At 58.9% G+C, this 23,599-nt stretch carries 19 protein-coding genes; 6 read left to right on the forward strand and 13 right to left on the reverse strand.

Translation table 11 applies throughout. The annotated features are described in order from the left end of the window. Nucleotides 1–26 precede the first annotated feature (26 nt). Nucleotides 27–1,979, forward strand: a complete 1,953-nt coding sequence (locus E4021_RS03380) for a sialate O-acetylesterase (protein WP_168797450.1) — start codon at nucleotides 27–29, stop codon at nucleotides 1,977–1,979. Between the two features lie 30 nt (nucleotides 1,980–2,009). Then, nucleotides 2,010–3,410, forward strand: a complete 1,401-nt coding sequence (locus E4021_RS03385) for an MATE family efflux transporter (RefSeq protein WP_136456495.1) — start codon at nucleotides 2,010–2,012, stop codon at nucleotides 3,408–3,410. A gap of 79 nt (nucleotides 3,411–3,489) precedes the next feature. Here the strand turns inward: E4021_RS03385 and atpG are convergent, their stop codons facing one another. From atpG to E4021_RS03425, 8 genes are all read right to left on the reverse strand, one after another. Further along, nucleotides 3,490–4,398 carry an ATP synthase F1 subunit gamma gene (atpG, locus tag E4021_RS03390; protein WP_136456496.1) on the reverse strand — a complete coding sequence of 303 codons (909 nt, stop codon included), beginning with the start codon at nucleotides 4,396–4,398 and terminating at the stop codon, nucleotides 3,490–3,492. Between the two features lie 73 nt (nucleotides 4,399–4,471). Next, nucleotides 4,472–6,058: a F0F1 ATP synthase subunit alpha gene (gene atpA / locus E4021_RS03395; protein ID WP_136456497.1), complete on the reverse strand. Its 1,587-nt coding sequence runs from the start codon at nucleotides 6,056–6,058 to the stop codon at nucleotides 4,472–4,474. Nucleotides 6,059–6,131: 73 nt separating this feature from the next. Next, entirely contained in the window at nucleotides 6,132–6,704 is a 573-nt protein-coding gene (gene atpH, locus E4021_RS03400) for an ATP synthase F1 subunit delta (RefSeq protein WP_136456498.1), read from the reverse strand. A 6-nt stretch (nucleotides 6,705–6,710) separates the two neighbouring features. Further along, complete coding sequence (gene atpF, locus E4021_RS03405; RefSeq protein WP_136456499.1) at nucleotides 6,711–7,223, reverse strand: F0F1 ATP synthase subunit B; 513 nt, start codon at nucleotides 7,221–7,223, stop codon at nucleotides 6,711–6,713. A 107-nt stretch (nucleotides 7,224–7,330) separates the two neighbouring features. Continuing rightward, complete coding sequence (atpE, locus tag E4021_RS03410; RefSeq protein WP_099104686.1) at nucleotides 7,331–7,531, reverse strand: ATP synthase F0 subunit C; 201 nt, start codon at nucleotides 7,529–7,531, stop codon at nucleotides 7,331–7,333. 42 nt (nucleotides 7,532–7,573) lie between these two features. After that, nucleotides 7,574–8,923: a F0F1 ATP synthase subunit A gene (gene atpB, locus E4021_RS03415; protein WP_136456500.1), complete on the reverse strand. Its 1,350-nt coding sequence runs from the start codon at nucleotides 8,921–8,923 to the stop codon at nucleotides 7,574–7,576. Nucleotides 8,924–9,072: 149 nt separating this feature from the next. Further along, nucleotides 9,073–10,278, reverse strand: coding sequence for a saccharopine dehydrogenase family protein (locus E4021_RS03420; protein ID WP_136456501.1), 1,206 nt, complete (start codon nucleotides 10,276–10,278; stop codon nucleotides 9,073–9,075). A gap of 58 nt (nucleotides 10,279–10,336) precedes the next feature. Continuing rightward, nucleotides 10,337–11,779 carry a PQQ-dependent sugar dehydrogenase gene (locus tag E4021_RS03425; protein WP_168797451.1) on the reverse strand — a complete coding sequence of 481 codons (1,443 nt, stop codon included), beginning with the start codon at nucleotides 11,777–11,779 and terminating at the stop codon, nucleotides 10,337–10,339. Between the two features lie 408 nt (nucleotides 11,780–12,187). Here E4021_RS03425 and E4021_RS03430 point away from each other — a divergent pair, with 408 nt between their 5' ends. Further along, on the forward strand, nucleotides 12,188–12,775 hold the full coding sequence (locus E4021_RS03430; RefSeq protein ID WP_136456503.1) for a hypothetical protein: 588 nt from the start codon (nucleotides 12,188–12,190) through the stop codon (nucleotides 12,773–12,775). A gap of 81 nt (nucleotides 12,776–12,856) precedes the next feature. Here E4021_RS03430 and miaA read toward each other — a convergent pair whose 3' ends face one another. The 5 genes from miaA to E4021_RS03455 all read right to left on the reverse strand — a co-directional run bounded on the left by miaA (nucleotide 12,857) and on the right by E4021_RS03455 (nucleotide 17,954). Continuing rightward, a complete protein-coding gene (gene miaA / locus E4021_RS03435) occupies nucleotides 12,857–13,780 on the reverse strand; it encodes a tRNA (adenosine(37)-N6)-dimethylallyltransferase MiaA (protein WP_136456504.1) in 924 nt (307 codons plus the stop codon). A 17-nt stretch (nucleotides 13,781–13,797) separates the two neighbouring features. Further along, complete coding sequence (gene trpA, locus E4021_RS03440) at nucleotides 13,798–14,586, reverse strand: tryptophan synthase subunit alpha (RefSeq protein ID WP_136456505.1); 789 nt, start codon at nucleotides 14,584–14,586, stop codon at nucleotides 13,798–13,800. Continuing rightward, nucleotides 14,583–15,779 (reverse strand): tryptophan synthase subunit beta, encoded by a 1,197-nt coding sequence (gene trpB, locus E4021_RS03445; RefSeq protein WP_136456506.1) that lies wholly within the window; start codon nucleotides 15,777–15,779, stop codon nucleotides 14,583–14,585. Before trpB ends, trpA begins: the two co-directional genes overlap by 4 nt. Before the next feature lie 91 nt (nucleotides 15,780–15,870). Continuing rightward, nucleotides 15,871–16,479 (reverse strand): anthranilate synthase component II, encoded by a 609-nt coding sequence (locus E4021_RS03450; protein ID WP_136456507.1) that lies wholly within the window; start codon nucleotides 16,477–16,479, stop codon nucleotides 15,871–15,873. 35 nt (nucleotides 16,480–16,514) lie between these two features. Then, entirely contained in the window at nucleotides 16,515–17,954 is a 1,440-nt protein-coding gene (locus tag E4021_RS03455; RefSeq protein ID WP_136456508.1) for an anthranilate synthase component I family protein, read from the reverse strand. Between the two features lie 342 nt (nucleotides 17,955–18,296). Between E4021_RS03455 and E4021_RS03460 the strand changes: the two genes are divergently transcribed. The 3 genes from E4021_RS03460 to E4021_RS03470 all read left to right on the forward strand — a co-directional run bounded on the left by E4021_RS03460 (nucleotide 18,297) and on the right by E4021_RS03470 (nucleotide 23,596). Next, nucleotides 18,297–19,352, forward strand: coding sequence for a saccharopine dehydrogenase family protein (locus E4021_RS03460; protein WP_136456509.1), 1,056 nt, complete (start codon nucleotides 18,297–18,299; stop codon nucleotides 19,350–19,352). A gap of 102 nt (nucleotides 19,353–19,454) precedes the next feature. Further along, nucleotides 19,455–20,189 carry a DUF4197 domain-containing protein gene (locus E4021_RS03465; protein ID WP_136456510.1) on the forward strand — a complete coding sequence of 245 codons (735 nt, stop codon included), beginning with the start codon at nucleotides 19,455–19,457 and terminating at the stop codon, nucleotides 20,187–20,189. A gap of 134 nt (nucleotides 20,190–20,323) precedes the next feature. Then, nucleotides 20,324–23,596: a TonB-dependent receptor gene (locus E4021_RS03470; protein WP_136456511.1), complete on the forward strand. Its 3,273-nt coding sequence runs from the start codon at nucleotides 20,324–20,326 to the stop codon at nucleotides 23,594–23,596. The last annotated feature ends 3 nt before the right edge of the window (nucleotides 23,597–23,599 follow it).

Below are 23,599 nucleotides of genomic sequence, written 5' to 3' on the forward strand. Positions count from 1 at the left end.
TTCCACGACCACCAATCCGTTCAGTCGTGCGCCTGCTCCTGTCTCTCCTTCCATTTCTTATTGGTTCCGTACTCGTGGCCCAGGACCTTTCGTTTTTCGCGGTCTTCACCGACCACGCGGTGCTACAGCGTAATGTTCCGCATCCGGTTTGGGGCGAGAATAGCCCCAATCGGAAAGTGACCCTGAGCCTGGATGACCAATCCTTTACGGTTCGTACCGATCGCAACGGGAAATGGAGCATCACCCTGCCGCCCACGCCCGCCGGCGGCCCCCACACCCTTACCGTTTCCGATGGCTCAAGCACCATTGCTTTGCGAGACATCTACTTCGGAGATGTATATCTGCTGTCCGGTCAGTCGAATATGGAATGGCGACTAGCACAGTCGGATCCCGACAGCGCCCGCGCCCGCACCATCGCCGATCCGCTGATCCGGCAGATCCTGGTGGCAAAATCAAGCAGCGATAGTCCGGCCGAGACCCTCGCACTGGACGAAAAATGGGTACCCGGCACCCCCGAGGAGATGGCTGACTTCAGCGGTGTCGGAGCCTACTTTGCCCATTATTTACGTGAATCTGGCGTGCGGGTGCCAATCGGGCTGCTGCACTCTTCCTGGGGTGGTAGCCGTATCGAAGCGTGGCTCCCGGATGCTGCCCTTACTCTAAACGACCGGAACGCAGCTTCCGGTCAAAGGGCCCGGCTGGAAGCCGCCGCCTTAACCACTTTGCAAACCTACCGCAACACCTTCGGTAGTACGGACCCTCCCCCCACGGAAGACCGTGGCCGGGAAGAAGGCTTCCTGGCCGACGATACGGATTTGTCCGATTGGGGTACCATGAGCCTTCCCGCGCACTGGGAGTCCCAGGGCTATCCTGACGTAGACGGGGTGTTCTACTTCCGAAAAACCTTTTCCCTTACCGCCGAGCAGGCGAGCGGGGAGGCCACACTCCACCTCGGTGCCATCGACGATGGGGACCTGACGTACATCAACGGAGAAGTCATCGGGACCACCCCCAATGCCTACGCCCAACCGCGGCATTACTCCGTACCCGCCACCACCCTGCGGGCGGGCCGTAATTCGCTAGCAATCCGGGTGTCAGACACGGGCGGCAACGGTGGGTTCGCCGATCCCGCGGAAGCGCTATATCTGGAAACGGAAAGCAGTGACAAAATCCCCCTGCATGGGGACTACCACTACCGGATTGGTGTCCTCAAAATGGCGGACGCCCGTGCCAACCACACCCCTACCCTGCTTTATAATGCCATGATTGCCCCCCTCCAAAATCTGCCAGTATCGGCTGTGCTTTGGTACCAGGGGGAATCCAACGCCGGCGCGGATGATGCCCCGCGGTATGCACACCAACTGCGGGCGCTGGTAAGTTCATGGCGCCGACAGCTCCAATCCGACACCCTGCCATTCTACTGGGTCCAGCTGGCCGACTACCAGGCACCTCCACAACAACCCGACGAGCCGGGATGGGCAGTCATACGGGAACAGCAAAGCCGTGCACTCGACCTACCGCGTACCGGGCAGGCAGTTATCACCGATATCGGAGATGCCGATGACATCCACCCCTTGAACAAGTGGGAAGTGGGGCGACGCCTCTCGCTGCACGCCCGCAAAGACATCTACGGACATGACGTGCAGGCCCGCAGCCCGATTGCCACCATGCTTGAAGTCTTCGACCGGTATTCCGTGGTGCATTTTTCCGAAGTCGGCGAGGGTCTAACGCTACGGCAAACCCCGGCCCAGCGCTATCCCCTGGTTGGATCGCTGACGGTGGAGGACGACGCCGGCGCATGGCATTGGGCGGTAAGCACCCTCGATGCAGAATCGAATACCTTAATCATTCTCAACCCGGGCGGGAGGCCAATCCGCCGGGTCCGGTACGCCTGGTTCAACAATCCGGACGACGCCAATCTCTTCTCTCGGCAGGGACTCCCCGTAACGCCCTTTGAAATCGGACCGGACGGCAAATAGTACTCGGATAGTGTCGTAGATTTGGCACCCTTGAAACTGAGTACCTCATACCGGAGCATCTGGAATATTAGTCTTCCGATCATCATCGGAAGCGCGGCCCAGAACGTGGTGGCCATGACCGACTCCATATTCCTGTATTACCGGAGCGAAGAAGATTTTGCCGCTATTGGCTTCGTCGCGGCCTTCTATATCATCGTGGCCGCCATCGGATTCGGATTCAGCAGGGGCGGTCAGATCCTGATTGCCCACTACACGGGCCGCGACGATTCCCGCGCCGTGGGTCGGGCCTTCTTTAGTACCGTTTATTTTGAGTTGGTCCTGTCTTTCGTAGTGTTTCTGTTCATGACCTACGGCGCGTATTGGTTGTTTGCCCTTTTGGTGGACTCAGACGTGATATTCTATAAGTCACTTGAGTACCTGGAAACCCGCAAATGGGGCGTTTTCGCCAGCTACCTGGGCGTTGCCTGCATCGCGCTGTATACGGGCATTGCGCGACCGGTATTTATCGTAGTCGACACGGTAATCCTTGCGGTGACGAATATCTTTCTGGACCGCGCCCTCATCTTCGGGATGTACGGCTTTCCGGAAATGGGCATAGCCGGCGCGGGGCTGGCCAGTACCATCGCGGAATTCGTAGCATTGGTGGTCTTCCTGATTTACATGTTCTTCGACCGCAAGAACCGCCAGTACCTTGCGGGCAAGCTGCCCCGCTGGGACAAACGACTGATTCGCGAAATTGTCGGTTTGTCCGTCCCGATCGTAGCCATGTCGATCGTAGGACTTGGTAGCGCTTTCTTCTTTTTCGGCATCGTAGAAAACTTTGGGGAGCGCGACCTGGCCGTAACCAATATCGTACGCATTGCCTACCTGATCCTTAGCATCCCCGCCTGGGGATTCTGTACGGGTGTGAATACTTTGGTCAGCTACTTCATCGGTCGTGGCGAGCGGTACAACGTCAAGGTGGTGTTGTGGAAGACGGCTTACCTCTGCCTAGGGGTTTCCCTGGTTATGGGCCTGCCCATCATCTTGTTCCCCCGAGAGGTCTTATACCCCATTTTAGGTGATGAGCGGGCCTATTTGATCGAGGCGGCCTATCCGATATTTTGGGTACTGCTCGGCATCCTGACCACCTTCAGCTTTGGCAGCATTTTCTTCAACGGGCTTATCGGTGCCGGACAAACGAAGAAAGCGCTCATCTACCAGACCTTTTGCGCCGGAGTGTATATGTTGCTCGTCTTCGCGGTGGTCAGGAGCGGATGGGGAAACCTTACGGCGGCCTGGAGCACGGAGATCGTCTACTGGGTACTCATGTTTGGCCTGAGTTGGCGGTACTTCCGGAAACCCCGCTGGAGATCGTTGCGTGCTCAGCATTCGGCCGCTGCATCCAGTGTCGCCCCGGCTTCCAACGAGGAGATCGAGCAGCTGCCCTAAACACAACCGTCGCTGCCACCCGGAGGCGACAGCGACGGTATTTGATCTGAATCGCGGTAGTAGTCAAAAGCGAGCCCTCCTAGCTTGCTTCGAGGGCAGCAGCTCCGCCAACGATCTCGAGGATTTCGTTGGTGATGGCTTCCTGACGGGCCTTATTGTAGCTGATCTTGAGCTCGCGCAGCAGTTCTTGTGCGTTCTCCGTAGCCTTGTCCATGGCTGTCATACGGGCACCGTGCTCGGAAGCGTGGGTATCCAGCAGAGCGGCTTGAAACTTGGTTTCGAGAATGCTCGGCACCAGGTAGTGCAGCAGCTCTTCCTTGTCCGGCTCGAAGATGTAATCCGCGCGATACCGGGACTCGGGCTTCGTGGTGCCTTGCTGGTTGGTGGTTACGTCCTCCACGGGCAAAAACTGCTCACTGGTGGCAAACTGTACGGCGGCGTTCTTGAAGCGGGCGTAGGCGATGTACACCTTGTCGTAGCGTCCTACCCGGAAACGGTCCATCAGCAGTTCGGGCACCTCACGGGTGTTGTCAAAGCTCAGGTCGTCGAACAACTTCTGGAAATCGGTAACAACCTTGACGTTCTCCCGCTTGCCGTAGTGCTTGCGAAAATATTCCGCGCCTTTGCGACCGATGCAGATGATGTCGAGGGGGCCGGAGAGGGGTCCCATTTCCCGGATACTGGCTTCTGCGGCCTTGATCACGTTGGTGTTGAAGGCCCCGGCGAGTCCTCGATTCGAAGTGACCACCACCACGGCGGCGCCTACAACGGGTCGTACCTTGTTGAAGGTGGTATCGGCGTCCCCTTCCAGGTTGGTGAGGATGTTGCGCAGCATTTCATCGAGCTTGTCGGCGTAGGGCCGCAGTTCGGTGATGGCCTGCTGTGCACGTCGCAACTTGGCGGCGGATACCATCTTCATGGCGCTGGTGATCTGCTGGGTGTTCTTGACCGAGCGGATCCGTTCGCGTACTTCCTTGAGGTTTGCCATGGGGTATTATTGCGGGGTTGGGGGTTGGGGCCGCGGGGAGGCCTGCTGAACAGGCCACCCCGCGGGGCGCAACTTACTTTTTGAACTGGGGAGTAAGTTCCTTCGACAGGGTTTCGAGCTTCTGCAGGTCCTCGTCCTGGTATTTCCGGTCGCGGAAGTTCTGCAGTACCTCGGGGTACTTGCGACCGAGTTCGCCCAGGAAAAGCTTCTCAAACTCCTTGACACGGATGACGGGTACGTCGCGCATTAGGTTCTTGGTACCCAGGTAGATGATGGCCACCTGCTGCTCGACCGGTACGGGACTGTACTGGGGCTGCTTGAGGATCTCCACGTTCCGCTGACCCTTGTCCAGGATGCTCATGGTAGAAGCGTCGAGGTCAGAGCCGAACTTGGCAAATGCTTCCAGCTCGCGGTAGGAAGCCTGGTCAAGCTTCAACGTACCGGATACCTTCTTCATGGGTTTGATCTGCGCCGAGCCGCCTACCCGCGATACCGAAACTCCGACGTTGATGGCCGGGCGAATACCGTTGTTGAAGAGACTGGACTCCAGGAAGATCTGTCCGTCGGTGATCGAAATTACGTTGGTAGGAATGTAGGCAGAAACGTCACCGGCCTGCGTCTCGATGATGGGCAGGGCGGTAAGTGAACCACCACCCTTTACGATACCGGCCTCGCTGAGGCTGGTGGGCAGGTCGTTCATATTCTGTGCCAGTGCGTCGTCGTTGATAACCTTGGCGGCACGCTCGAGAAGACGGCTGTGCAGGTAGAAAACGTCACCGGGGTAAGCCTCACGTCCCGGGGGGCGGCGCAGCAGCAGCGACACCTCACGGTAGGCTACGGCCTGCTTGGAGAGGTCGTCGTAGATGATTAGGGCGGGACGGCCCGTATCGCGGAAGTACTCCCCGATGGCCGCACCGGCGAAGGGTGCGTAAAACTGAAGCGGGGCCGGCTCGGAAGCGGAAGCGGCAACGATGATGGAGTAATCCATGGCACCGTTATCCTCCAAGGTCTTGGCCACCTGCGCTACCGTCGAGGCCTTCTGGCCACAGGCTACGTAGATGCAGTAGACGGGTTCGCCGCGTTCGTAGAACTCACGCTGGTTGAGGATGGTATCGATGGCGATGGCCGACTTTCCGGTCTGGCGGTCACCGATAATGAGTTCCCGCTGTCCACGACCGATGGGGATCATGGCGTCGATGGCCTTTACACCGGTCTGCAGCGGCTCGTTTACCGGCTGGCGGTAGATTACCCCGGGGGCCTTACGCTCCAGCGGCATATTGTAGGTGGTGCCGGTAATGTCACCTTTGCCGTCGATGGGCTGACCGAGCGAGTTTACCACGCGGCCGACCATACCTTCACCTACGTTGATGGAGGCGATACGTCCGGTACGCGAAACGCGGCTTCCCTCGTGGATGCCGGCGGCGCTCCCCATCAGTACTACACCGACGTTATCTTCTTCCAGGTTCAGGACGATTGCCTCCGTACCCGTTTCAAAGGTTACGAGTTCTCCGGCCTGGGCATTGTTAAGTCCGTACACGCGGGCGATACCGTCGCCGACCTGCAGTACGGTGCCGTACTCCTCGAGTTCGGTAGCCGTATCGAATCCGGAAAGCTGCTGCTTGAGGATTGCGGAGATTTCGTCAGGTTTTACGTCAGCCATGGTTGTTTATTCTTGATAATTGATTTAGGCCCTGCTATGCGGGCCGACTATATGGGGTGCCGGCGGCGTGCCGCTAACTGGCCAGTTGGGTTTGGTAAAGATTGGGTTTGCGGAGTTCATCCTTCATATTCTTCAGCTTGTGGGCAACACTGGCGTCGTACACTTTGCCGTCGAATTCCAGGATGATGCCCCCGATCAGGTCCGGATCGATCTTGGTGTGCAGTTCGATACGGTCCTCGGTCATGCCACTGGAGATCAGTTGCTGCTTGATGGCCTCCAGCGTAGCGGCGGTCAGGGGGGCGGCACTGGTCAGTTGGACCGTGGAGATATTCTTGAGCCGCTTGTACTGCTCATTAAATTCCTTAAGAATACCCAGCATGTCGACCTCACGACCCTTGTCGATCAGCAACTTCACGTACAGTCGGGTAAGCTTGTCCGCTTTGGCTTTTTCCAGCAATTGCGTAAGCACGGCCTGCTTCTTGCTGGGCGGAACGACCGGGCTGCTCAGCAGCAGCGCGAAATCGCGGTTGCGGCCCATTGCCAGCAGGGTGTCCACGTCGGCCTTGATCACTTCCAGTTGGTTGCGTTCCTGGGCGAGTTCGATGAGGGACTGGGCGTAGCGGGCGGCTACTCTGGAATTGGTCATGGGGGCTTAGTTTAGGTCGCGTACCAGCTCCCGAACGAAAGCTTCCTGGTTGGCGTCGCTTTTCAGGTCCTTCTGCAGGATCTTTTCGGCGATCTCGATGGCCATGGACCCTACCTCTTTCTTCAGGTCGACCATGGCGGCTTTGCGCATGTTGTCGATGTCGCGGCGGGCGTCGCTGGCCACTTTCTGGGCCGCTTCGCGGGCTTCGTTCTTGGCGGCGGCAATCATCTCCTTGCTTTGGCGCTCGGCCTCGGTGATGATACGGGTGCGCTCTTCGCGGGCTTCGATCAGCAAACGCTGGTTCTCGTCGGCCTGGGCCTGCATTTCCGCACGGGCACGCTTGGCCTCGTCAATGCTGGTCTGAATCTCGTCGTCACGACGGCGCAGGGCACGCTGGATGGGTTTCCAGGCCAGCTTGCCCAGAATAGCGTAGAGAACGAGGAAGATGATGACGGTCCAGAAAATCAGACCGAAGTCGGGTTTAATGACACTGAAATCAGCAAGGAAGAGCGTAGTCATTATATATAGGTTGTTTTACAACTCGACAGTCGAAGGTAAAGTAAGCCGGCAGCGCTGCCAAGCGCAGTTCGCTGCCGGCTTGTGGTGTGGCCTGGACGGCGCCGCTGCTAGAGCAGCTTGTCCAAAAGACCTACGATGATCGCGAACAGCGCGGCACCTTCTACGAAGGCGGCGGTAAGGATCATGGCACTACGGATATCCGCGGCGGCTTCGGGCTGGCGGGCGATGCTTTCGGTCGACTTGCTGCCGATGAGTCCGATTCCGAGTCCAGCGCCGAGGGCGGCGATACCTGCTCCAAGAGCTCCCATGTTGAATAATTTAAATGGGTAAATAAAATTCTTGATTATCTGTTAGTTCGCCGGGGTGTGCATGCCGGTGACCGCGCCACCCATTACACCGCCTTCCGCGATTTTCTCTTCTCCGTGGTGACCTGCCTCGTCGTGGTGGTGGGCATCTTCTACGGCCGCACCGATGTAGCTGGCCGACAGGATCGCAAAAATGAAGGCCTGCACAAAGGCAACCAGCAGTTCAATGCAGTTCATGAAAAGGGTGAAGGCAGCCCCGACTACGGCACCCGCGCCCGCGCCAATCACATTTTCACCGTTGTTGCCGAAGATGAAGATGAGGCTGATGAGACTCAGGATAATGATGTGGCCCGCCGTAATGTTGGCGAACAAACGCACCATGAGCGAGAATGGCTTGATGACCAATCCGAGGATCTCAACGGGCGTCAGGATGAATATCTTGATGGCGGCCGGTACGCCGGGCATCCACAGGGTGTGCTCCCAGTAGTGGCGGTTGCCGTGGATGTAGGCCACTATGGCCGAGATGACGGCCAGGGCCATGGTCACCGCGATGTTGCCGGTTACGTTGGAGCTGCCGGGGAAAATCGGAATGAGGCCCAGCAGGTTGCAGAACAGAACGAAGAAAAAGATCGTCATGATGAAGGGCTGGAAGCGCTCGTAATGCTTCTCGCCGATCATGGGAATCGAAATTTCATCGCGCAGAAAGACAAAGAAGGGTTCCATCAGGCTCTGGATGCCGGTGGGCGCCTTTCCTTCGTTCTTCTTGTATCCCCGGGCCACGGCCGACCAGAGCAGAATCAGCAACAGCGCCGCCAGCAACATCGTAAAGACGTTCTTGGTGATGCTGAAGTCGTAGAAGCTGGTAATGCCGCCACCCAGAAGTCCGCCGTCGCCCACGCTGGGGGCGTCGAGCAGGTATGACTCGCCGTTGATGCGGGCGGCGTAGATGTCGCGCGTCTTGCCATCCACCATTTCAGTGGTGTGGGCGATACACTCCACCGCGTGCTCACCTTCCATGAGTTCGGCGGGGGCGCCGGACAGGCGATTGATCCGGCCGTGGTTCATCACGTAGCCGTCGACGGCCGTTTCACCGTGGTGGAACATGCTGCTGAGCCCGGTGGTCAGTCCCTCACCCGGAGCATACAGGAAAACCGGCAGTGGAATGGTAAGGTCACCTACGACATGGAATTCATTGGCGTCGGCAATGTGGTGCAGGATCACGCCGGCGGGATCGTAGTCATCACCGTGAGCGTCGCAGCTCTGGTGGACGTCCGTTTCGTCGCCCGCCGTGCCATGGTCGCCGGCAGTCCCGTGATCATTTACCGCCTGGGCCGAAACGAGGGTGAATGCGAGGCTGAAAAGGCAGAAAAATAACGGGCGTGCAATGGACGTCATACGTTGGGGGGTTTAACTGTCCCTCAAATGAGCCGCAAAGGTAACACAACCCGTGGTATTATACTAGGCGCTGCTTCGGTTTTTTGGCATAGGGGATTATGGGGCGCTGACCCGGGTACGCGACCCCGGCCGGCACCCCCTCCCCCGGCCTACAGTTCCAGGTCGGCGCCGATCTCCTCGTGCCACTCCAGGCCGTGCTTTCCCAATACGTCGAGGAAGGGGTCGGGATTGAATTGCTCGACGTTATACACGCCGGCACCCTCCCACTTGCCCTGGATCAGCATCATGGCGCCGGTCATGGCCGGTACGCCGGTGGTGTAGCTCACGCCCTGCGCCCGCGTTTCCCGGTACGCCCGTTCGTGGCTGCAGTTGTTCCAGATGTAATAGGTCTCTTCCTTGCCGTTCTTCAGGCCCCGAATCCGGCATCCGATGCTCGTCTGTCCGCTGTACCCCTCGCCCAGGCCGCCCGGATCGGGAAGCACCGTCTTTAGGAACTCCAGCGGGACGATCTCCACGCCCTGGTGCACCACGGGCTCGATGCTCGCCATGCCGATGTTCTGAATCACGCGCAGGTGGGTCAGGTATTCCTCGCCGAATGTCATCCAGAAGCGCGCGCGCTTGAGGGTCGGGAAGTGTTTTACTAGACTTTCCAGTTCCTCGTGGTAGAGGACGTAGCTGGGTTTCGGACCGATGTCCGGGTAGTTGAGGTCCTTGCGGATGCTGAAGGGCGGAATTTCCACCCACTCGCCATTCTCGTAATATTTGCCCGGCTGAGTGATCTCGCGAATGTTGATTTCCGGGTTGAAGTTGGTGGCGAAGGCTTTGCCGTGATCCCCGGCGTTGGCGTCAACGATGTCGAGGTAATGGATCTCGTCGAAAATGTGCGACGCCGCCCGCGCGGTGAAAATGCTGGTCACGCCCGGGTCGAAGCCGCACCCCAGCACGGCCATCAGCCCGGCAGCCTTGAACTTGTCGTGGTAGGCCCACTGGTGGCTGTACTCGAATTTGGCTTCCTCCTTCGGCTCGTAATTGGCGGTATCGAGATAATGCACCCCGGCGGCCAGACAGGCGTCCATGATCGTCAGGTCCTGGTAGGGCAGCGCCACGTGGATCACCATGAAGGGATTGTAATCCTTGATGAGCTGCGTCAGCGCGGGTACGTCTTCGGCGTCGATGGCCGCGGTGGTAATTTTGTCGTACCCAAGGTCCGCCTTTATGTCGGCGGCAATCTCGTCGCACTTGCGCCTGGTGCGGCTGGCGATCATGAATTCGGTGAACACTTCGGGGTATTCGGCGCACTTGTAGGCCACTACGCGGCCGACTCCGCCCGCGCCAATGATGAGAACTTTAGACATTTGTTGGATTTTCTGACGCTAACGTGAGGCGCGTCCGCAGGTGCAATGGTAAGGCAAATTAATGCAATACCAACCGGCTGCGGTATCGGCGCTGCTCCGTTTCGGCGGTGAGCAGGTACGTTCCGGCCGGCAAATCCTTGACCCCTAACTCCAGCCTACCGCCCGAAACCCGCTGCTCCGACCACTTCCTGATGGTTTGCCCGCTCCCGTTGACCAGCCGGATTATTACCGTGCCAAGTACGGCGTGCGGGAACTCCACGGTCACCCGCTCCCGGGCGGGATTAGGGTAAATGGTCACCATCTCGGCAGCCTCGGGTCCGCCACGCACCGCCGTTCCGGAGTCGGAAGTCACCTCGTACAGTGTTCCATCAAAGTCCGCCAGGTAAAGCGATCCGTCGCTTCCCTCTCCGAAGGTGGAGATATTTGTGGCCGGCAGGTCGGTGTACACGACTTGCAGTTCAGTCTCCCTTACGGGATCGAAGACGAAGAGCCGCTGCAACACGAAATCGCCGAAGACGTACAGGCCCTTGAGGCCCCCATCAGGCCCCCGGTACACGAAGCCACCGGTAATTGAGCGACCGTCGATGCCGTTGTTGCCTTCATGGGGATAATCAAAGAGCGGATCGGTAAACGGCAGCGCGCTCTCCGCGCAGCGGTCCTCGGCGCCCGCGAATGGAATCAGCCCTTCCCGGCAATTCCACCCGAAATTCAGACCGCCGGGGTGGCCCGCGGGCACCATGTTTACTTCTTCGCGCGCTCCCTGACCGACATCCGCGATCCAAAGATCCCCCGTCTCGCGGTCAAAGGAGATACGCCACGGATTGCGCAAACCCAGCGCCCATATCTCATCCAGGGTATCGGCTGCTCCCACAAACGGATTGTCCGCCGGAATCAAATAGTTCTTGCCATCGGACGTGCCGTCCACGTCGATGCGCAGCATCTTGCCGAGCAAACTTTCGGGGTTTTGACCGTTTCTGAACCGGTCGCCCGCCGCGCCGCCGTCACCGGTGGGCACGTAGAGGTAGCCGTCGGGCCCAAAAGCAAGGTCACCTGCATTGTGGTTCACGGCCGGCTGGTCGATGGTAAGCAGTATGCGCTCGCTGAGGTCATCGAAGAGGCCGGTATTGTCGAGGGTGAACCGACTGACGTGCGTTACCATTTCCACATCTTCCTCATCTCCCGGCACGGTGTAGTTCACATAGACGTAGTTGCTGTCCGGATAATCGGGGTGAAAGGCCATACCCAGGGCGCCGCCTTCGCTGCGCGTATCCACGCGGTCGGTGAGGTCCAGCACGACCCCCACGGCCTCTTCCACCAGGTCGTAACGATTGATGAGCCCGCCCTTTTCCACTACGTACAGCAGACTGTCGTGCACCCCGTCGCTGACGATATCCGTTGGCTGGTTGAATCGGTCCTTTAGCGGTTCAAGCACCACCATGCCCTGTCCGTAAAGTAGAGTAAGGGGTAATCCGGCGAAGAGAAAGAGCAACAGTCGGAGCATAGTGGTATAAATTAAGGCTTTACAGAATGGCCGCCCGCAGGTTACCGGCTTTATGTCAGTTAGACTGTTCTTTCGGCTTGTCGGTTCAAACTTTGCGGGGCCTTTAAAGACGGAGCTGAGTCGCCACCGCGGCATACCTTGATAGTAAGTGAGGCAGGCACCCCCTAGTGCTCCCAAACGGATACTGGCATAACCGGGGGCGCGGCCGCAGGTGCAGTGAAAAGTGAATAAAAGCCATACGCCGTGGTTCCGTAGAATGGAACTTAACCGTAAGAAGAGCGCCCTTCAATTCCTCCTCATACCAGGGCATTGCCTTGCCCGCCATCGAACATCACCCCGCCAACACCCTGTTAAATAATGGAACCAGCTATTTATACCAGCAATTACGTACTTAAACCACCAAAGAATATGAGCATTCGATTTTTACCTTTCCTTCTCTTTTTCACCTTTGCGCTCAGCAGTTGCGACGTAGACCAAACCCAGGAGGGCGAGCTGCCCGAAGTAGACGTTGACGTCGATACCGAGCCCGGACAAGCCCCCGCCTACGACGTCGATTGGGTAGACGTGGAAGTCAATACCACCACCCGGATGGTCGAAGTCCCCAACGTGACCGTAGAGATGGTCGAGGAGCCCGTTGAAGTACCCGTCCTTGACGTGGAATGGCCCGACGAATACGGCGACGCTGAGGAAACCACCTTTATGGTCGAAGCCGACGTAGACCAGGAAGCCAGTCTCGAGATCGAAGAAATCTATACCACCGGCAACCGGATGATCGTCCTCGCACGCCTCGACAAGGACGGCCAAAAGCTTAACGATGGACAAATGATGCGCGTCTCCGACCAGGTTGTTGTTAACGCCCCGGATATGGACGTGCGCTACTACATCGTAGGCGACCGCCCCGCAGGAATCACCAATAGCCGCTACCGCTACATCTCCGACCGCAGCGAGATTGCGGACATGATGGCCAACGGCCAATCCATTTACAGCCGCGACTAACATTCAGGCCAGTAAAAAAACCGAAGCCGCTTCCGACGAATGTCGGAAGCGGCTTTTTTCGTTACCCCCACCGTCTAAATATTAGGTCCCGCGTCCTGACCTGGGCCCGTCAACCCCCCCGACCACCTCGTCAACCAGCCTTATCGCCGCCTGTACATTGGCCACGGGGGTATATTCCCGGAACCAGGTGGTCTGCCGCTTCGCGTAGCGCCGGCTGTTTCGCTTGATCAATTCAATGGCGCGCGCCTTCGAATACTCCCCGTCGAAGTAAGGCCACCATTCCTGGTAGCCCACGGTCTGCAAAACGGGCAGGTGACGAAAGGCTTCCAGGCTGCGCACCTCCGCCTCCAGCCCCTCTTTCAGCATACGGTCTACCCGGCTGTCGATCCGGGAATAAAGTACCGGACGCTCTACGGCAGGTTGCAGGTACACGCAGTCAAACGGCCGCGGAGCAGCCCTGCCCAGAAAACTCGAATAAGCCCGCCCGGATGCATAGCACACCCGCAGCGCGCGCTCCAGACGACGGCCGTTTTGCAGGTCGACGGTACGGTAATAGTCTGGGTCCAGGCGGAGTAGTTCTTCCTGCAGACCCACCAGTCCTTGCTCCTCGGACAACCCCTGCACCCGCGCTGCGGCGCCCTCGGTGACTTCGGGGAATTCGTCCAATCCCCGGCACAGCGACCGGATATACAGCCCGCTGCCGCCAACCACCACCGCTACGTGGTGGGTCTGAAACAACGCTTTTAACAGTACCAGGGCCTCTTCTGCATATGTACCCGCGGTGAGCGGCCGGCGCAGCGACCGGTCGGCAATGAAGTGGTGGGGCACGGCTTCCAGTTCCTCCGAAGTAGGTCGGGCATTGCCAATGCGCATCTCGCGGTAAAACTGCCGACTGTCCGCGCTCAGGACCTCAGTGCCGTAGTGCCGCGCCAGTTCAATACCCATGTGGGTCTTGCCCGAAGCGGTAGGGCCTCCGACGACGATCAGGAGCGGCTTGGCCGGCATAAATTGGGTGTAATAGGTCAGGAATAACTGGGCTGTAAAATGCTTTTCACGAAATCCTCGGTGGCCTCCCCTACCCGGTCTTCCTGGTCTTTCAGCGCACGGATGAACGCACTGCCGATGATGGCCCCACTGAAGTACTCGCAGGCGGTGCGAAAAGTGGCGGCGTCGCTGATGCCGAATCCGATCAATTTGGGGTTCGGCAGATCCAGCGCTGCAATGCGGTCGAAATACGCCCGCTGGCGGTCCGTGATCTCGGAGCTGCCCCCGGTGATACTGCTGCTGCTTACGATGTACAGGAAACCGCTACTACTGGCCGCGATTTCCCGGATGCGCTCGTCGGGGGTCTGTGGCGTGATCAGGAAGCTGACCTGCAGGTCGGCCGCCTCGGCCAGCGCGCGAAAATCGCGCTGAAACTCGTAGGCGGGCAGGTCGGGTAATATGAGCCCGTCCACCCCGGCGGCGGCTGCCGCTTGCACGAAGCGCTCCGGTCCGTACTGCATCACCTGGTTATAATAGCCCATCAGCACCAGGGGGATATCGGTGTGGCGGCGAGCCTCGCTCAGTTGCTCGAACAGTACTTTCAGGGTCATGCCGTTCTGCAGGGCGGTCATACTGCTCTGTTGGATGGTCTCCCCGTCGGCCATCGGGTCCGAATAGGGCATTCCTACCTCAATCAGGTCAGCGCCCGCCGCGGCGAGATGGCGAATGACCGGCACCGTGCTGTCCAGGGCCGGATAGCCGGCCGTGAAGTAGACGTTGAGGATGTCGCGGGACTTTTCGGAAAAGAGTCGGCTGAGTCGGTTCATGCTAGCGGTTCGGATTCGAGATAAGCGGAGAATGCGGCGAGGTCCTTGTCGCCACGGCCGCTGAGACAAATGACGATTACATCTTCCGGACCGTATTCCATCTGGTCCAGGGCAGCGAAGGCGTGGGCGGTTTCCAGGGCTGGGATGATGCCTTCCTGCCGGGCCACGAAGAGTGAGGCGGCGAGGGCTTCGTCGTCGGTCACGCTGATGGCCTCGGCGCGCTTGCCGTCAATGAGGAAGGCGTGCAGTGGGCCAATGCCCGGGTAGTCGAGTCCGGCGGAAATGCTGTACGGTTCCACGATCTGTCCGTCCTCGGTCTGCATGAGCAGGGTACGGCTGCCGTGGATGATGCCTTCGGTGCCCAGCTGACTGGTCGCCGCGCTCTCCCCGCTGTTGACGCCCAGTCCGGCGGCCTCGACGGCGATCAGGCGTACGCGCTCGTCGTTGAGATAGTGGTAGTAAGCGCCCGCGGCGTTGCTGCCGCCGCCCACGCAGGCCACGATCGCGTCGGGATAGTCGCGGCCCAGCTTTTCCTGGAGCTGCCATTTGGTTTCCTCGGAAATGACCGACTGGAAGCGGGCCACCATGTCGGGGTACGGATGGGGACCCACGACCGACCCGATGATGTAGTGGGTATCCTCCGGGTTGTTGATCCAGTCGCGGATGGCCTCGTTGGTGGCATCCTTGAGGGTCCGTGAACCGCTACGGGCCGGGCGCACTTCGGCACCCAGCATTCGCATGCGCGCCACGTTCGGGGCCTGGCGCTCGATGTCGACCTCGCCCATGTATACGATGCACTTCAGGCCTTTGAGCGCGCAAACCGTAGCCGTAGCCACGCCGTGCTGCCCCGCTCCGGTTTCGGCGATGATTCGCTTTTTCCCAAGCCGCTCAGCCAGGAGGATCTGCCCGATGGTGTTATTGATCTTGTGGGCACCGGTGTGATTGAGGTCCTCGCGCTTTAGGTAGATGCGCGCCCCGTAGTGCTTGCTCAGCCGGTCAGCGTAGTAGAGCGGACTGGGACGACCCACGTAGTCCTTGAGCAACAGGTCGAACTCCTGCTTGAAGGCGGGATCCTGGAGCATTTGCAGGTAATTCACCCGCAGCTCTTCCACATTCGCCTGCAACATCTCCGGGATGTAGGCACCTCCGAAGCGGCCGTAGTAACCTCGCTCGTCTATTTGAGTATGTATCATATTAATAAGGGCTAAGGGGTAAAGGGGGTCAGTCCTAGGGTAAAATGTCGGACCATGAATCCATTTGCTGACGGGGTGGTCAGCGGATCAGTTAAGGGGCTTGGGGGTCCGCGACCAGGCGGCTGTGTACGAAGTTCAGTAAATTCTTGATCATCAGTCGTCCGTGTTCGGTCATAATGCTCTCGGGGTGGAATTGAACGCCGAAGATGGGATGTTCCCGGTGGCGCATGGCCATGATACCGCCGGCGTCGTCGGTGGCGGTCACTTCCAGTTCCGGGGGCAGGGTCTGGGGGTCGATGACCCAGCTGTGGTACCGGCCGGCCCGGAAGCGTGGGGGTACGTCTTGGAAAAGAACGTCGCCTTCTGGCAGCGTGCGCTGCATATCGGTTTCCACACCGTGGTGTACTTCGGCGAGGTTGTGCAGCGAGGCACCGAATGCCTCACCGATGGCCTGGTGGCCCAGGCAGACGCCAAAGATGACTTTCTCCCCCGCGTACCGCCGGATCAGGTCGGGCATGATGCCGGCGTCGGCGGGCAGACCCGGTCCCGGACTCAGCACCACCAGGTCGTAATTAGCCACGTCATCCAGGGAGACCTGGTCGTTGCGAAACACATCCACGGAATGGTCCAGCTCATCCTCGATGTAGTGTACGAGGTTGTAGGTGAAGGAGTCGTAGTTGTCTAGAATGAGCACTTTCATGATCCTGGTTTTTGGCGTCGGACCGCCGGGGGTAACTAGAAACTGGCGGGCAGGGTTTCGGCCTTCGTCAGGGCTTTGGTGAGGGCGCCGAGCTTGTTATAGACTTCCTGCGTTTCACTTTCCTCGTCGCTTGCGGCTACTACTCCGGCACCGGCCTGGTAGTAGAGCGTGTTGTCCTGACTGAAAAAGGAGCGGATGAGGATGGCCTGGTTCATGCCGCCGTCGAAGTCGATGAAGCCGATGGCCCCGCCGTAAAATCCCCGCTGCCGGTTTTCGTAGCGGTCGATCAACTCAATCGCGCGGTACTTTGGTGCACCGCTCAGCGTGCCGGCCGGGAAGGTATCGCCGAAGACCCGCACGGCCACGTCGTCCCGTTCCAGTCTACCATCCACGGTGCTCACCAGGTGGATGACGTGGCTGTAGTAGTGCACCTGCCGCAGGCTGCGTACCGTCACGTCGCGCGTGTGGCGGCTCAGATCGTTGCGGGCCAGGTCCACCAGCATCACGTGTTCCGCATTTTCTTTCGGATCGGCCAGCAGGCGTTCGGTAGCCTCACGGTCGCGCTCGGAATCGCCCGTCCGCTTGTAGGTGCCGGCAATTGGGTTAAGGCGGGCCACGCCGTCGCGGATGACCATCTGACTTTCCGGGCTCGAACCCATAATGCGGTAGTCTCCGTAATCGAAGTAGAACAGGTAAGGCGATGGATTAATGCTGCGCAGGGCGCGGTATACCTGAAATTCATCGCCCTGGAAGCCCTGCTGAAACTGCCGGCTAAGCACGATCTGAAAAACGTCGCCGATACGGCAGTGATGCTTACCCTTGGCTACCAGCTCCCGAAACTCGTCGTCCGTAAGGTTGCTACTTTCCTCACCCGAGGTCTGAAACGGATGCACCGTTCCCCCCGAACGGATGGCCCGCTCCACTTCATCCAGTCGGCTTTCTTCTCCTTCCGGCAGATTTTCCAGCAGCAACAACTCATCGCGGTAGTGGTGGAACACGAGTAGAAAACGGTACAGGTGATACCGCAGGGCGGGCGCGCGCAGGTGCTGGGGATTGTGGAAGGAAAGCGTATCAAAGTAGGCTACCCCCTCGAAGTTGGTGTGGCCAATCAATCCGTTGAATTGGCGGATGAGCGGCGTGGTATCGCCATAATCGATGGCGAAGGAGCCGAGAAAGGAGTGGAGATCTTCGCTTACGGTTTGGCTGTCGTTACACGGCACTTCAGTAGGTGCCTCCCCTACCCTGCCCCTGCGGATCACGCCCTGATCCACCCGGTAGGCGGCCAGGGTTTCCAGGCCGAGGATACTGAAGTAGTGCTCGTTGTTCCGCGTTTCGTTCGACTCCAGCAAGACCGGATCGGTGAAGCGGTCGCGGACCGCCAGGTAAACGGACACTGGCGTGAGCTGATCGGCGGTAAGGCGCCGCGTCAGCACCTTCAGTCGGGTCGTGGGTTGCGCCGTAGTGGATGTGGTCAAAGCGTTTAACGTTTAGGTCGGCCTCCGAGGAACCAAAAAACAAAGGCCCGCCGGAGCATCCGACGGGCCTGTAGATTTTTGCAAAGGGCTACCGCGTGCTCAGGGAAGAGTACAGGAGAGCCACCACCAATTACGGGTATTGTTTTGCATGGCGCTAAGGTAAATAGTTTTTCTGGTAATCCAGGCGCACAAAAAGGACCACTCTTCATTTTGCGGCTCTGCACCTCCGGCAGCGTGGGACCCGGAGAGCGATGAATCTCACGTATAGCTTACATTGTAAGGATCGCCGGGCCGGGTAAACACCCCGTTACCGCGGCAGTTACCTTAGCAAATTGCAGACCCATGACCGACTTCATTCTATACGGCGCATACGGCTATACCGGTCGATTGATCACGCGAATGGCAGCGGAATATGGACTGCGCCCGATGCTGAGCGGCCGGGATGCGGGCAAACTGAAAGCCATGTCGGATGAATTCGGTTACCCCTACCGGGCGGTCGAACTGGCCGACCGTACCGGGCTGCACGACTTGTTGGATCACGCCGCCGTGGTACTTCACGCCGCCGGCCCCTTTTCCGAGACGGCCCGCCCCATGATGGAAGCCTGTATTAAAACCGGTACGCACTACCTGGACATAACCGGTGAGATCCCCGTATTCGCGTTGGCGGCGCAACGGGGGGCCGAAGCCGCGCGGGCCGGGGTAATGCTGATGTCGGGGGTGGGCTTTGACGTAGTACCTACCGACTGCCTGGCAGCCTATCTCAAGGGAAAGATGCCGGAAGCGACCGAGTTGGTGCTGGCCTTCGCCTGGAAAGGCGGCATGCTCAGCCACGGCACGGCAAAGACCATGATAGGTGGTCTTGGCCTGGGCGGAACCATCCGGGAGCACGGCGAGCTGAAGTCCGTACCGGCAGCTCACGAAATACGGAGTTTCCCCTTTACGCCTGAAGTGCCCCTGCAGGCCGTCACCATCCCGTGGGGGGATGTTTTCACGGCTTACTTTACCACCGGCATCCCGAATATCAAGACCTTCTTCGCACTGCCGCCGGCGCATATCAAAGCCATGCGGCGCAGCAACTGGCTTGGTCCCGTACTGCGCCTACGATTCGTAAAAAACTTCCTGCGCAAGAAAGTAGAGGCAAAGCCGGTGGGCCCGGATGATGCCCAGCGGGCGGCGGCCGAGTCCTATATATACGGTGAGGTAAAGAACGTTGGCGGCAAAACCGTTGCCGCCCGCCTGCGGACGCCCGAGGGCTATACGCTCACGGCCCACAGTGCGCTGCTGATTGTCAATAAGGTGTTGGACGGTGAACTGAAAGTTGGCTACCAGACTCCGGCAGGACTATACGGAGCGGATCTGGTGCTTGAGCTCGAAGGCGTGACACGTGAGGACCTGTGAGCCAACCGGAGTGGAACCGACCTCCGGTTTAGTAAGACGACCTTAACGTACCCCTGGCAATCCGTTGGGCCGCCTGAGGCGTTCTACGTTAAATTCCCTGCTATGTTTCGCGTCCTACTTCTCTTGCTATCCGTGTGTTTCTTTACGGCTCCCGCCACCGCTCAGATCGGCAAACTGGGCAAACTGGCCGACCGGGCGCAAGGCGTGCTCAGTGGAGGTGCCCCCCTCAGCGACGAGGAGGTGGGCTCCGCGCTTAAGCAGGCGCTGGACCAGGGCGTAGGGCAGGCCGTCACCTACCTGTCGGCCGAGAACGGATATTTCGAGAGTCCCTATAAAATCCTCCTCCCCGAAGAAGCACAAGCCATCGTAAGCAAGGTGAGCGCACTCCCGGGTTTTGGCAATGTTGAACAGGACCTTACCCTACGCATCAACCGCGCCGCGGAATTGGCCGCAAAACAGGCCACCCCGATCTTCGTCGGAGCGATCAAGGGGCTTTCGTTCAAGGATGCCATGAATCTGCTGCTAGGAGACAACGATGCGGCTACCCGCTATTTGGAATCGAACACTTCCGGTGCGCTGACCGGCGAATTCCGTCCCGTGATCCGCACGGCCCTGGATGAAGTCAACGCTAACGAGATCTGGACGAAGGTGGTCACGGCCTACAACCAGATCCCCTTCGTCAAAAAAACCGAGCCTGAACTGGACCTGTACGTCACTCAGCGCGCACTGGCAGGAATGTTTGGTCTGATCGAAGTGAAGGAAACGGAATTGCGACAGAACCCCGCGCTACGCAATACTGACCTGTTGCGCAAGGTGTTTGCCCGGCAGGATAAGTAGTTTTGCCACCTCCTCTTTTGAGGAAAGTAAGAAAGGTTAACATTAGGTTAACGTGAACGTCGCAAAAGGATTAGACCTTTGCGGCAAATTACGCCGGTACAGGCCGGAACCTAATCAACCAAATCTTTCTTAGCATGAGGTTTTTTACCGCATTATTCACCTTACTCACGGTGACGCTGCTATCGTTTAGCGCGGCCGCCCAGGGGGTGACCACTTCTTCGATTTACGGCCAGTTGACGGACGCCGGCACGGGCGAACCGCTCATTGGTGCCACCGTTCAGGCCCTTCACACCCCTTCGGGTACGACCTACGGCAACGTTACCGACGAGAAAGGTTTCTTCCGCCTCCCCGGTCTGCGCGTCGGTGGTCCCTACACCATCTCCGCTACCTACATCGGCTACGACCCCGTGGTGCAGGATCAGGTTTTCCTCCAGCTGGGTCAGGCCTTCCAGTTCAGTGTTGAACTCGGAGCGGGCAGCGTCAATCTTGGTGAAGTAACCGTAGTATCCAGCCGTTCCGACGTATTCGACGGAAACCGTACCGGTCAGGAGACTACCATCAGCGAAGAACAGATCGACGCCCTTCCGACCGTTAACCGTAACATCGCCGACTACGCGCGCCTTAACCCGCTCGCGAAGATCGAAGAAGGTGACGGTTTCGCCATTCAGATCGCCGGCCAGAACAACCGCTTCAACAGCATCTACATCGACGGTGCCGTCAACAACGACGCTTTCGGTCTTTCCGGATCGGGCACCAACGGCGGTCAGACCGGCGTGTCGCCGATCTCCATTGACGCCGTCGAGCAGTTCACCGTAGCGGTTGCCCCCTTCGACGTCCGCCAGAGTGGCTTCGCCGGTGGCTCCATCAGTGCCGTTACCCGGTCGGGAACCAACAACCTCGAGGGCTCGGCCTACTACTTCTTCCGTAATGATGGACTTACCCGCGACGCCGGCTTCACCAATGAGGAAGGGTTCGAATTTGACCCCATCGCCGAGTTTTCGGCCAAGACCTACGGTGCCCGCCTCGGTGGACCCATCGTGAAAGACAAGGTATTCTTCTTCGTCAACGCCGAACTGCAGCGCGACGAAACGCCCCAGCCCTTCTCCATCGCCAACTACCAGGGCCGGAGCAGCGCCAGCGACATTGAGGACCTCTCCAGCTTTATCCAGAACACTTACGGCTACGACCCCGGCAGCTACGATGATAACACCGCCTACCTGAACAGCGACAAGCTGCTCGGCAAGCTCGACTTCAACATCAGCGACGTACACAAATTGTCCGTCCGTCACTCCTACGTGTTCGCCGAAAACCTGGAAGCCCGCAACTCTGGCAGCCGGAGCATCAACTTCATCAACGGCTCGGAGTTCTTCCTTTCCAAGACCAACAGCTCGGCCGTGGAACTGAACAGCTTGTTCAGCAACTCCGCCAACAACCTGACCATCGGTTACACCACCGTACGCGACGACCGCGACCCGCTGGGTCCCGACTTCCCCACCCTGCGCCTGCAGGACGGTGACAACGGTCGCATTGAGCTGGGTGCCGAGCGCTTCTCAACGGCCAACCTGCTCAACCAGGACATCTTTACCATCAAGAACGACTACAGCATCTACGCCGGTCGCCACAACATCCTGGTTGGTGCCAACCTGGAATACTTCAAGGCCGGTAACCTCTTCATCCGGGAGAACTTCGGTTCTTACCAGTACTTCGACAACGATTCCCTGACCGGCGTGCAGCAGTTTCTCGCCGGCGCCCCCGCCAGCCAGTTTGATCGCAGCTACAGCCAGGTTGACAACGTGACCGGCGACGAAAGCGCCGCCATTGCAACCATCAAGCAAACGCTGATCGGATTTTACGTACAGGATGAGTTTCAGGTCAACGAGCAGCTTCGCCTCACGGGTGGTCTGCGGGTAGACGTCCCCGTATGGCCCAACGACGTTCCGGAGAACCGCCAGTTCAACGAAGAGACCATCCCCCTGCTCGAAGGTGCCGGCTACGACCTGGAAGGTGCACGCACCGGACAGTTCATTAAGTCGAGCATTCTGTTCAGCCCGCGTATCGGCTTCAACTACGACGTGCTCGGTAACAAGACGCTTCAACTGCGAGGCGGTATCGGCATCTTCACCAGCCGCGTTCCCCTCGTGTGGCCCGGCGGTGCCTACAACAACTACGGCTTCAACGTCGGCGGCGTACGCCTCCGCAACGAAGTGACGTTCAACCCCGACGTTAACAGCCAGCCTCCGGGCGACATCAACCTGTCGAACCCCGACCCCTCCGGCCAGATCGACCTTTTTGCCGAGAACTTCAAGCTGCCCCAGACCACCAAGGTGAACCTGGCCGTCGACTACAAACTCCCCCACAACTTCATCCTGACGGTGGAGGGTCTGTACACCAAGTTCAACAACTACGTCCGCTACCAGAGCCTGAACCTCAATCCGGCCAACATTGCCCGCCTGACCGGTTCGCCCGACAACCGGGTATACTACACCAGCTCCAGCGCCCTGGACCGCACCTACACCGGCATCTACCTCGGCACCAACACCGACAAGGGATATAGCTGGAACTTCAGCGCCGTACTGCAGAAGCCCTTCCTGAACGGCTTCGTGGGTACCCTGGGCTACTCCTACGGCGACAGCTACACGCTTTTCGACGGTACCTCCAGCCAGAACTCTTCGCAGTGGCGGAGCTACTACAACCCGGAAGGACGTAACAACGAAGGCCCCGTACAGCGCTCCGCCTTCGCCGCCGGCCACCGCCTCTTCGGTTCGGCTACCTACAGCTTCGAAGGAACCGAAAACACCAAGCAGACCTTCTCGGTATTCATGAACGGCGACGTTCGGGGTGCCTACACCTACGTGGTAGGATCCTCCAACCGTGATTTCGTGAACGACTTCGGTTTCGACTTCAACGAAGTGGCCTACATTCCCGCCGACGCCAGCGAGATCAACCTCGTGGAAGACCGCAACGGCAACTCCCCCGCCGCCCAATACGCCGCCCTCGATGCCTTCATCGAATCCGACCCCTACCTGAGCGAGAACCGCGGACAGTTTGCCGAGCGCAACAGCAACTGGTCGCCTTTCAAGACGATTTTTGATGCCCGCTTCCTGCAAGACTTCTACATCGAAACCGGCAAGGGCCACCGCAATACCCTGCAGTTCTCGCTTGACGTCTTCAACCTCAACAACCTCCTGAATAAGGAGTGGGGTCAGCTCAACAGCCTGGGCTTTGGTACCTACTCGCTGGTTAACCTCGACGACATCTCCGACGAAGGAGTACCTACCTACACCGTCAACCGCGAGATCCTCAACGGCGTCCAGCCCGACGAGATCTTCGCCGATAACCTCGACGACTCCGGCCTCCGCAGCAGCCGCTGGACCATGCAGCTGGGCGTCCGCTACATCTTCAAGTAAGCA

The organism is Neolewinella litorea (assembly GCF_004803465.1).
Lineage (GTDB): Bacteria > Bacteroidota > Bacteroidia > Chitinophagales > Saprospiraceae > Neolewinella > Neolewinella litorea.

Coding starts and splice junctions, on each gene's coding strand:
- atpG (WP_136456496.1), bottom strand. CDS start 4,398: ATGGCAAACCTCAAGGAAGTACGCGAACGGATCCGCTCGGTCAAGAAC.
- atpA (WP_136456497.1), bottom strand. CDS start 6,058: ATGGCTGACGTAAAACCTGACGAAATCTCCGCAATCCTCAAGCAGCAG.
- atpH (WP_136456498.1), bottom strand. CDS start 6,704: ATGACCAATTCCAGAGTAGCCGCCCGCTACGCCCAGTCCCTCATCGAA.
- atpF (WP_136456499.1), bottom strand. CDS start 7,223: ATGACTACGCTCTTCCTTGCTGATTTCAGTGTCATTAAACCCGACTTC.
- atpE (WP_099104686.1), bottom strand. CDS start 7,531: ATGGGAGCTCTTGGAGCAGGTATCGCCGCCCTCGGCGCTGGACTCGGA.
- atpB (WP_136456500.1), bottom strand. CDS start 8,923: ATGACGTCCATTGCACGCCCGTTATTTTTCTGCCTTTTCAGCCTCGCA.
- E4021_RS03420 (WP_136456501.1), bottom strand. CDS start 10,278: ATGTCTAAAGTTCTCATCATTGGCGCGGGCGGAGTCGGCCGCGTAGTG.
- E4021_RS03425 (WP_168797451.1), bottom strand. CDS start 11,779: ATGCTCCGACTGTTGCTCTTTCTCTTCGCCGGATTACCCCTTACTCTA.
- E4021_RS03430 (WP_136456503.1), top strand. CDS start 12,188: ATGAGCATTCGATTTTTACCTTTCCTTCTCTTTTTCACCTTTGCGCTC.
- miaA (WP_136456504.1), bottom strand. CDS start 13,780: ATGCCGGCCAAGCCGCTCCTGATCGTCGTCGGAGGCCCTACCGCTTCG.
- trpA (WP_136456505.1), bottom strand. CDS start 14,586: ATGAACCGACTCAGCCGACTCTTTTCCGAAAAGTCCCGCGACATCCTC.
- trpB (WP_136456506.1), bottom strand. CDS start 15,779: ATGATACATACTCAAATAGACGAGCGAGGTTACTACGGCCGCTTCGGA.
- E4021_RS03450 (WP_136456507.1), bottom strand. CDS start 16,479: ATGAAAGTGCTCATTCTAGACAACTACGACTCCTTCACCTACAACCTC.
- E4021_RS03460 (WP_136456509.1), top strand. CDS start 18,297: ATGACCGACTTCATTCTATACGGCGCATACGGCTATACCGGTCGATTG.
- E4021_RS03465 (WP_136456510.1), top strand. CDS start 19,455: ATGTTTCGCGTCCTACTTCTCTTGCTATCCGTGTGTTTCTTTACGGCT.
- E4021_RS03470 (WP_136456511.1), top strand. CDS start 20,324: ATGAGGTTTTTTACCGCATTATTCACCTTACTCACGGTGACGCTGCTA.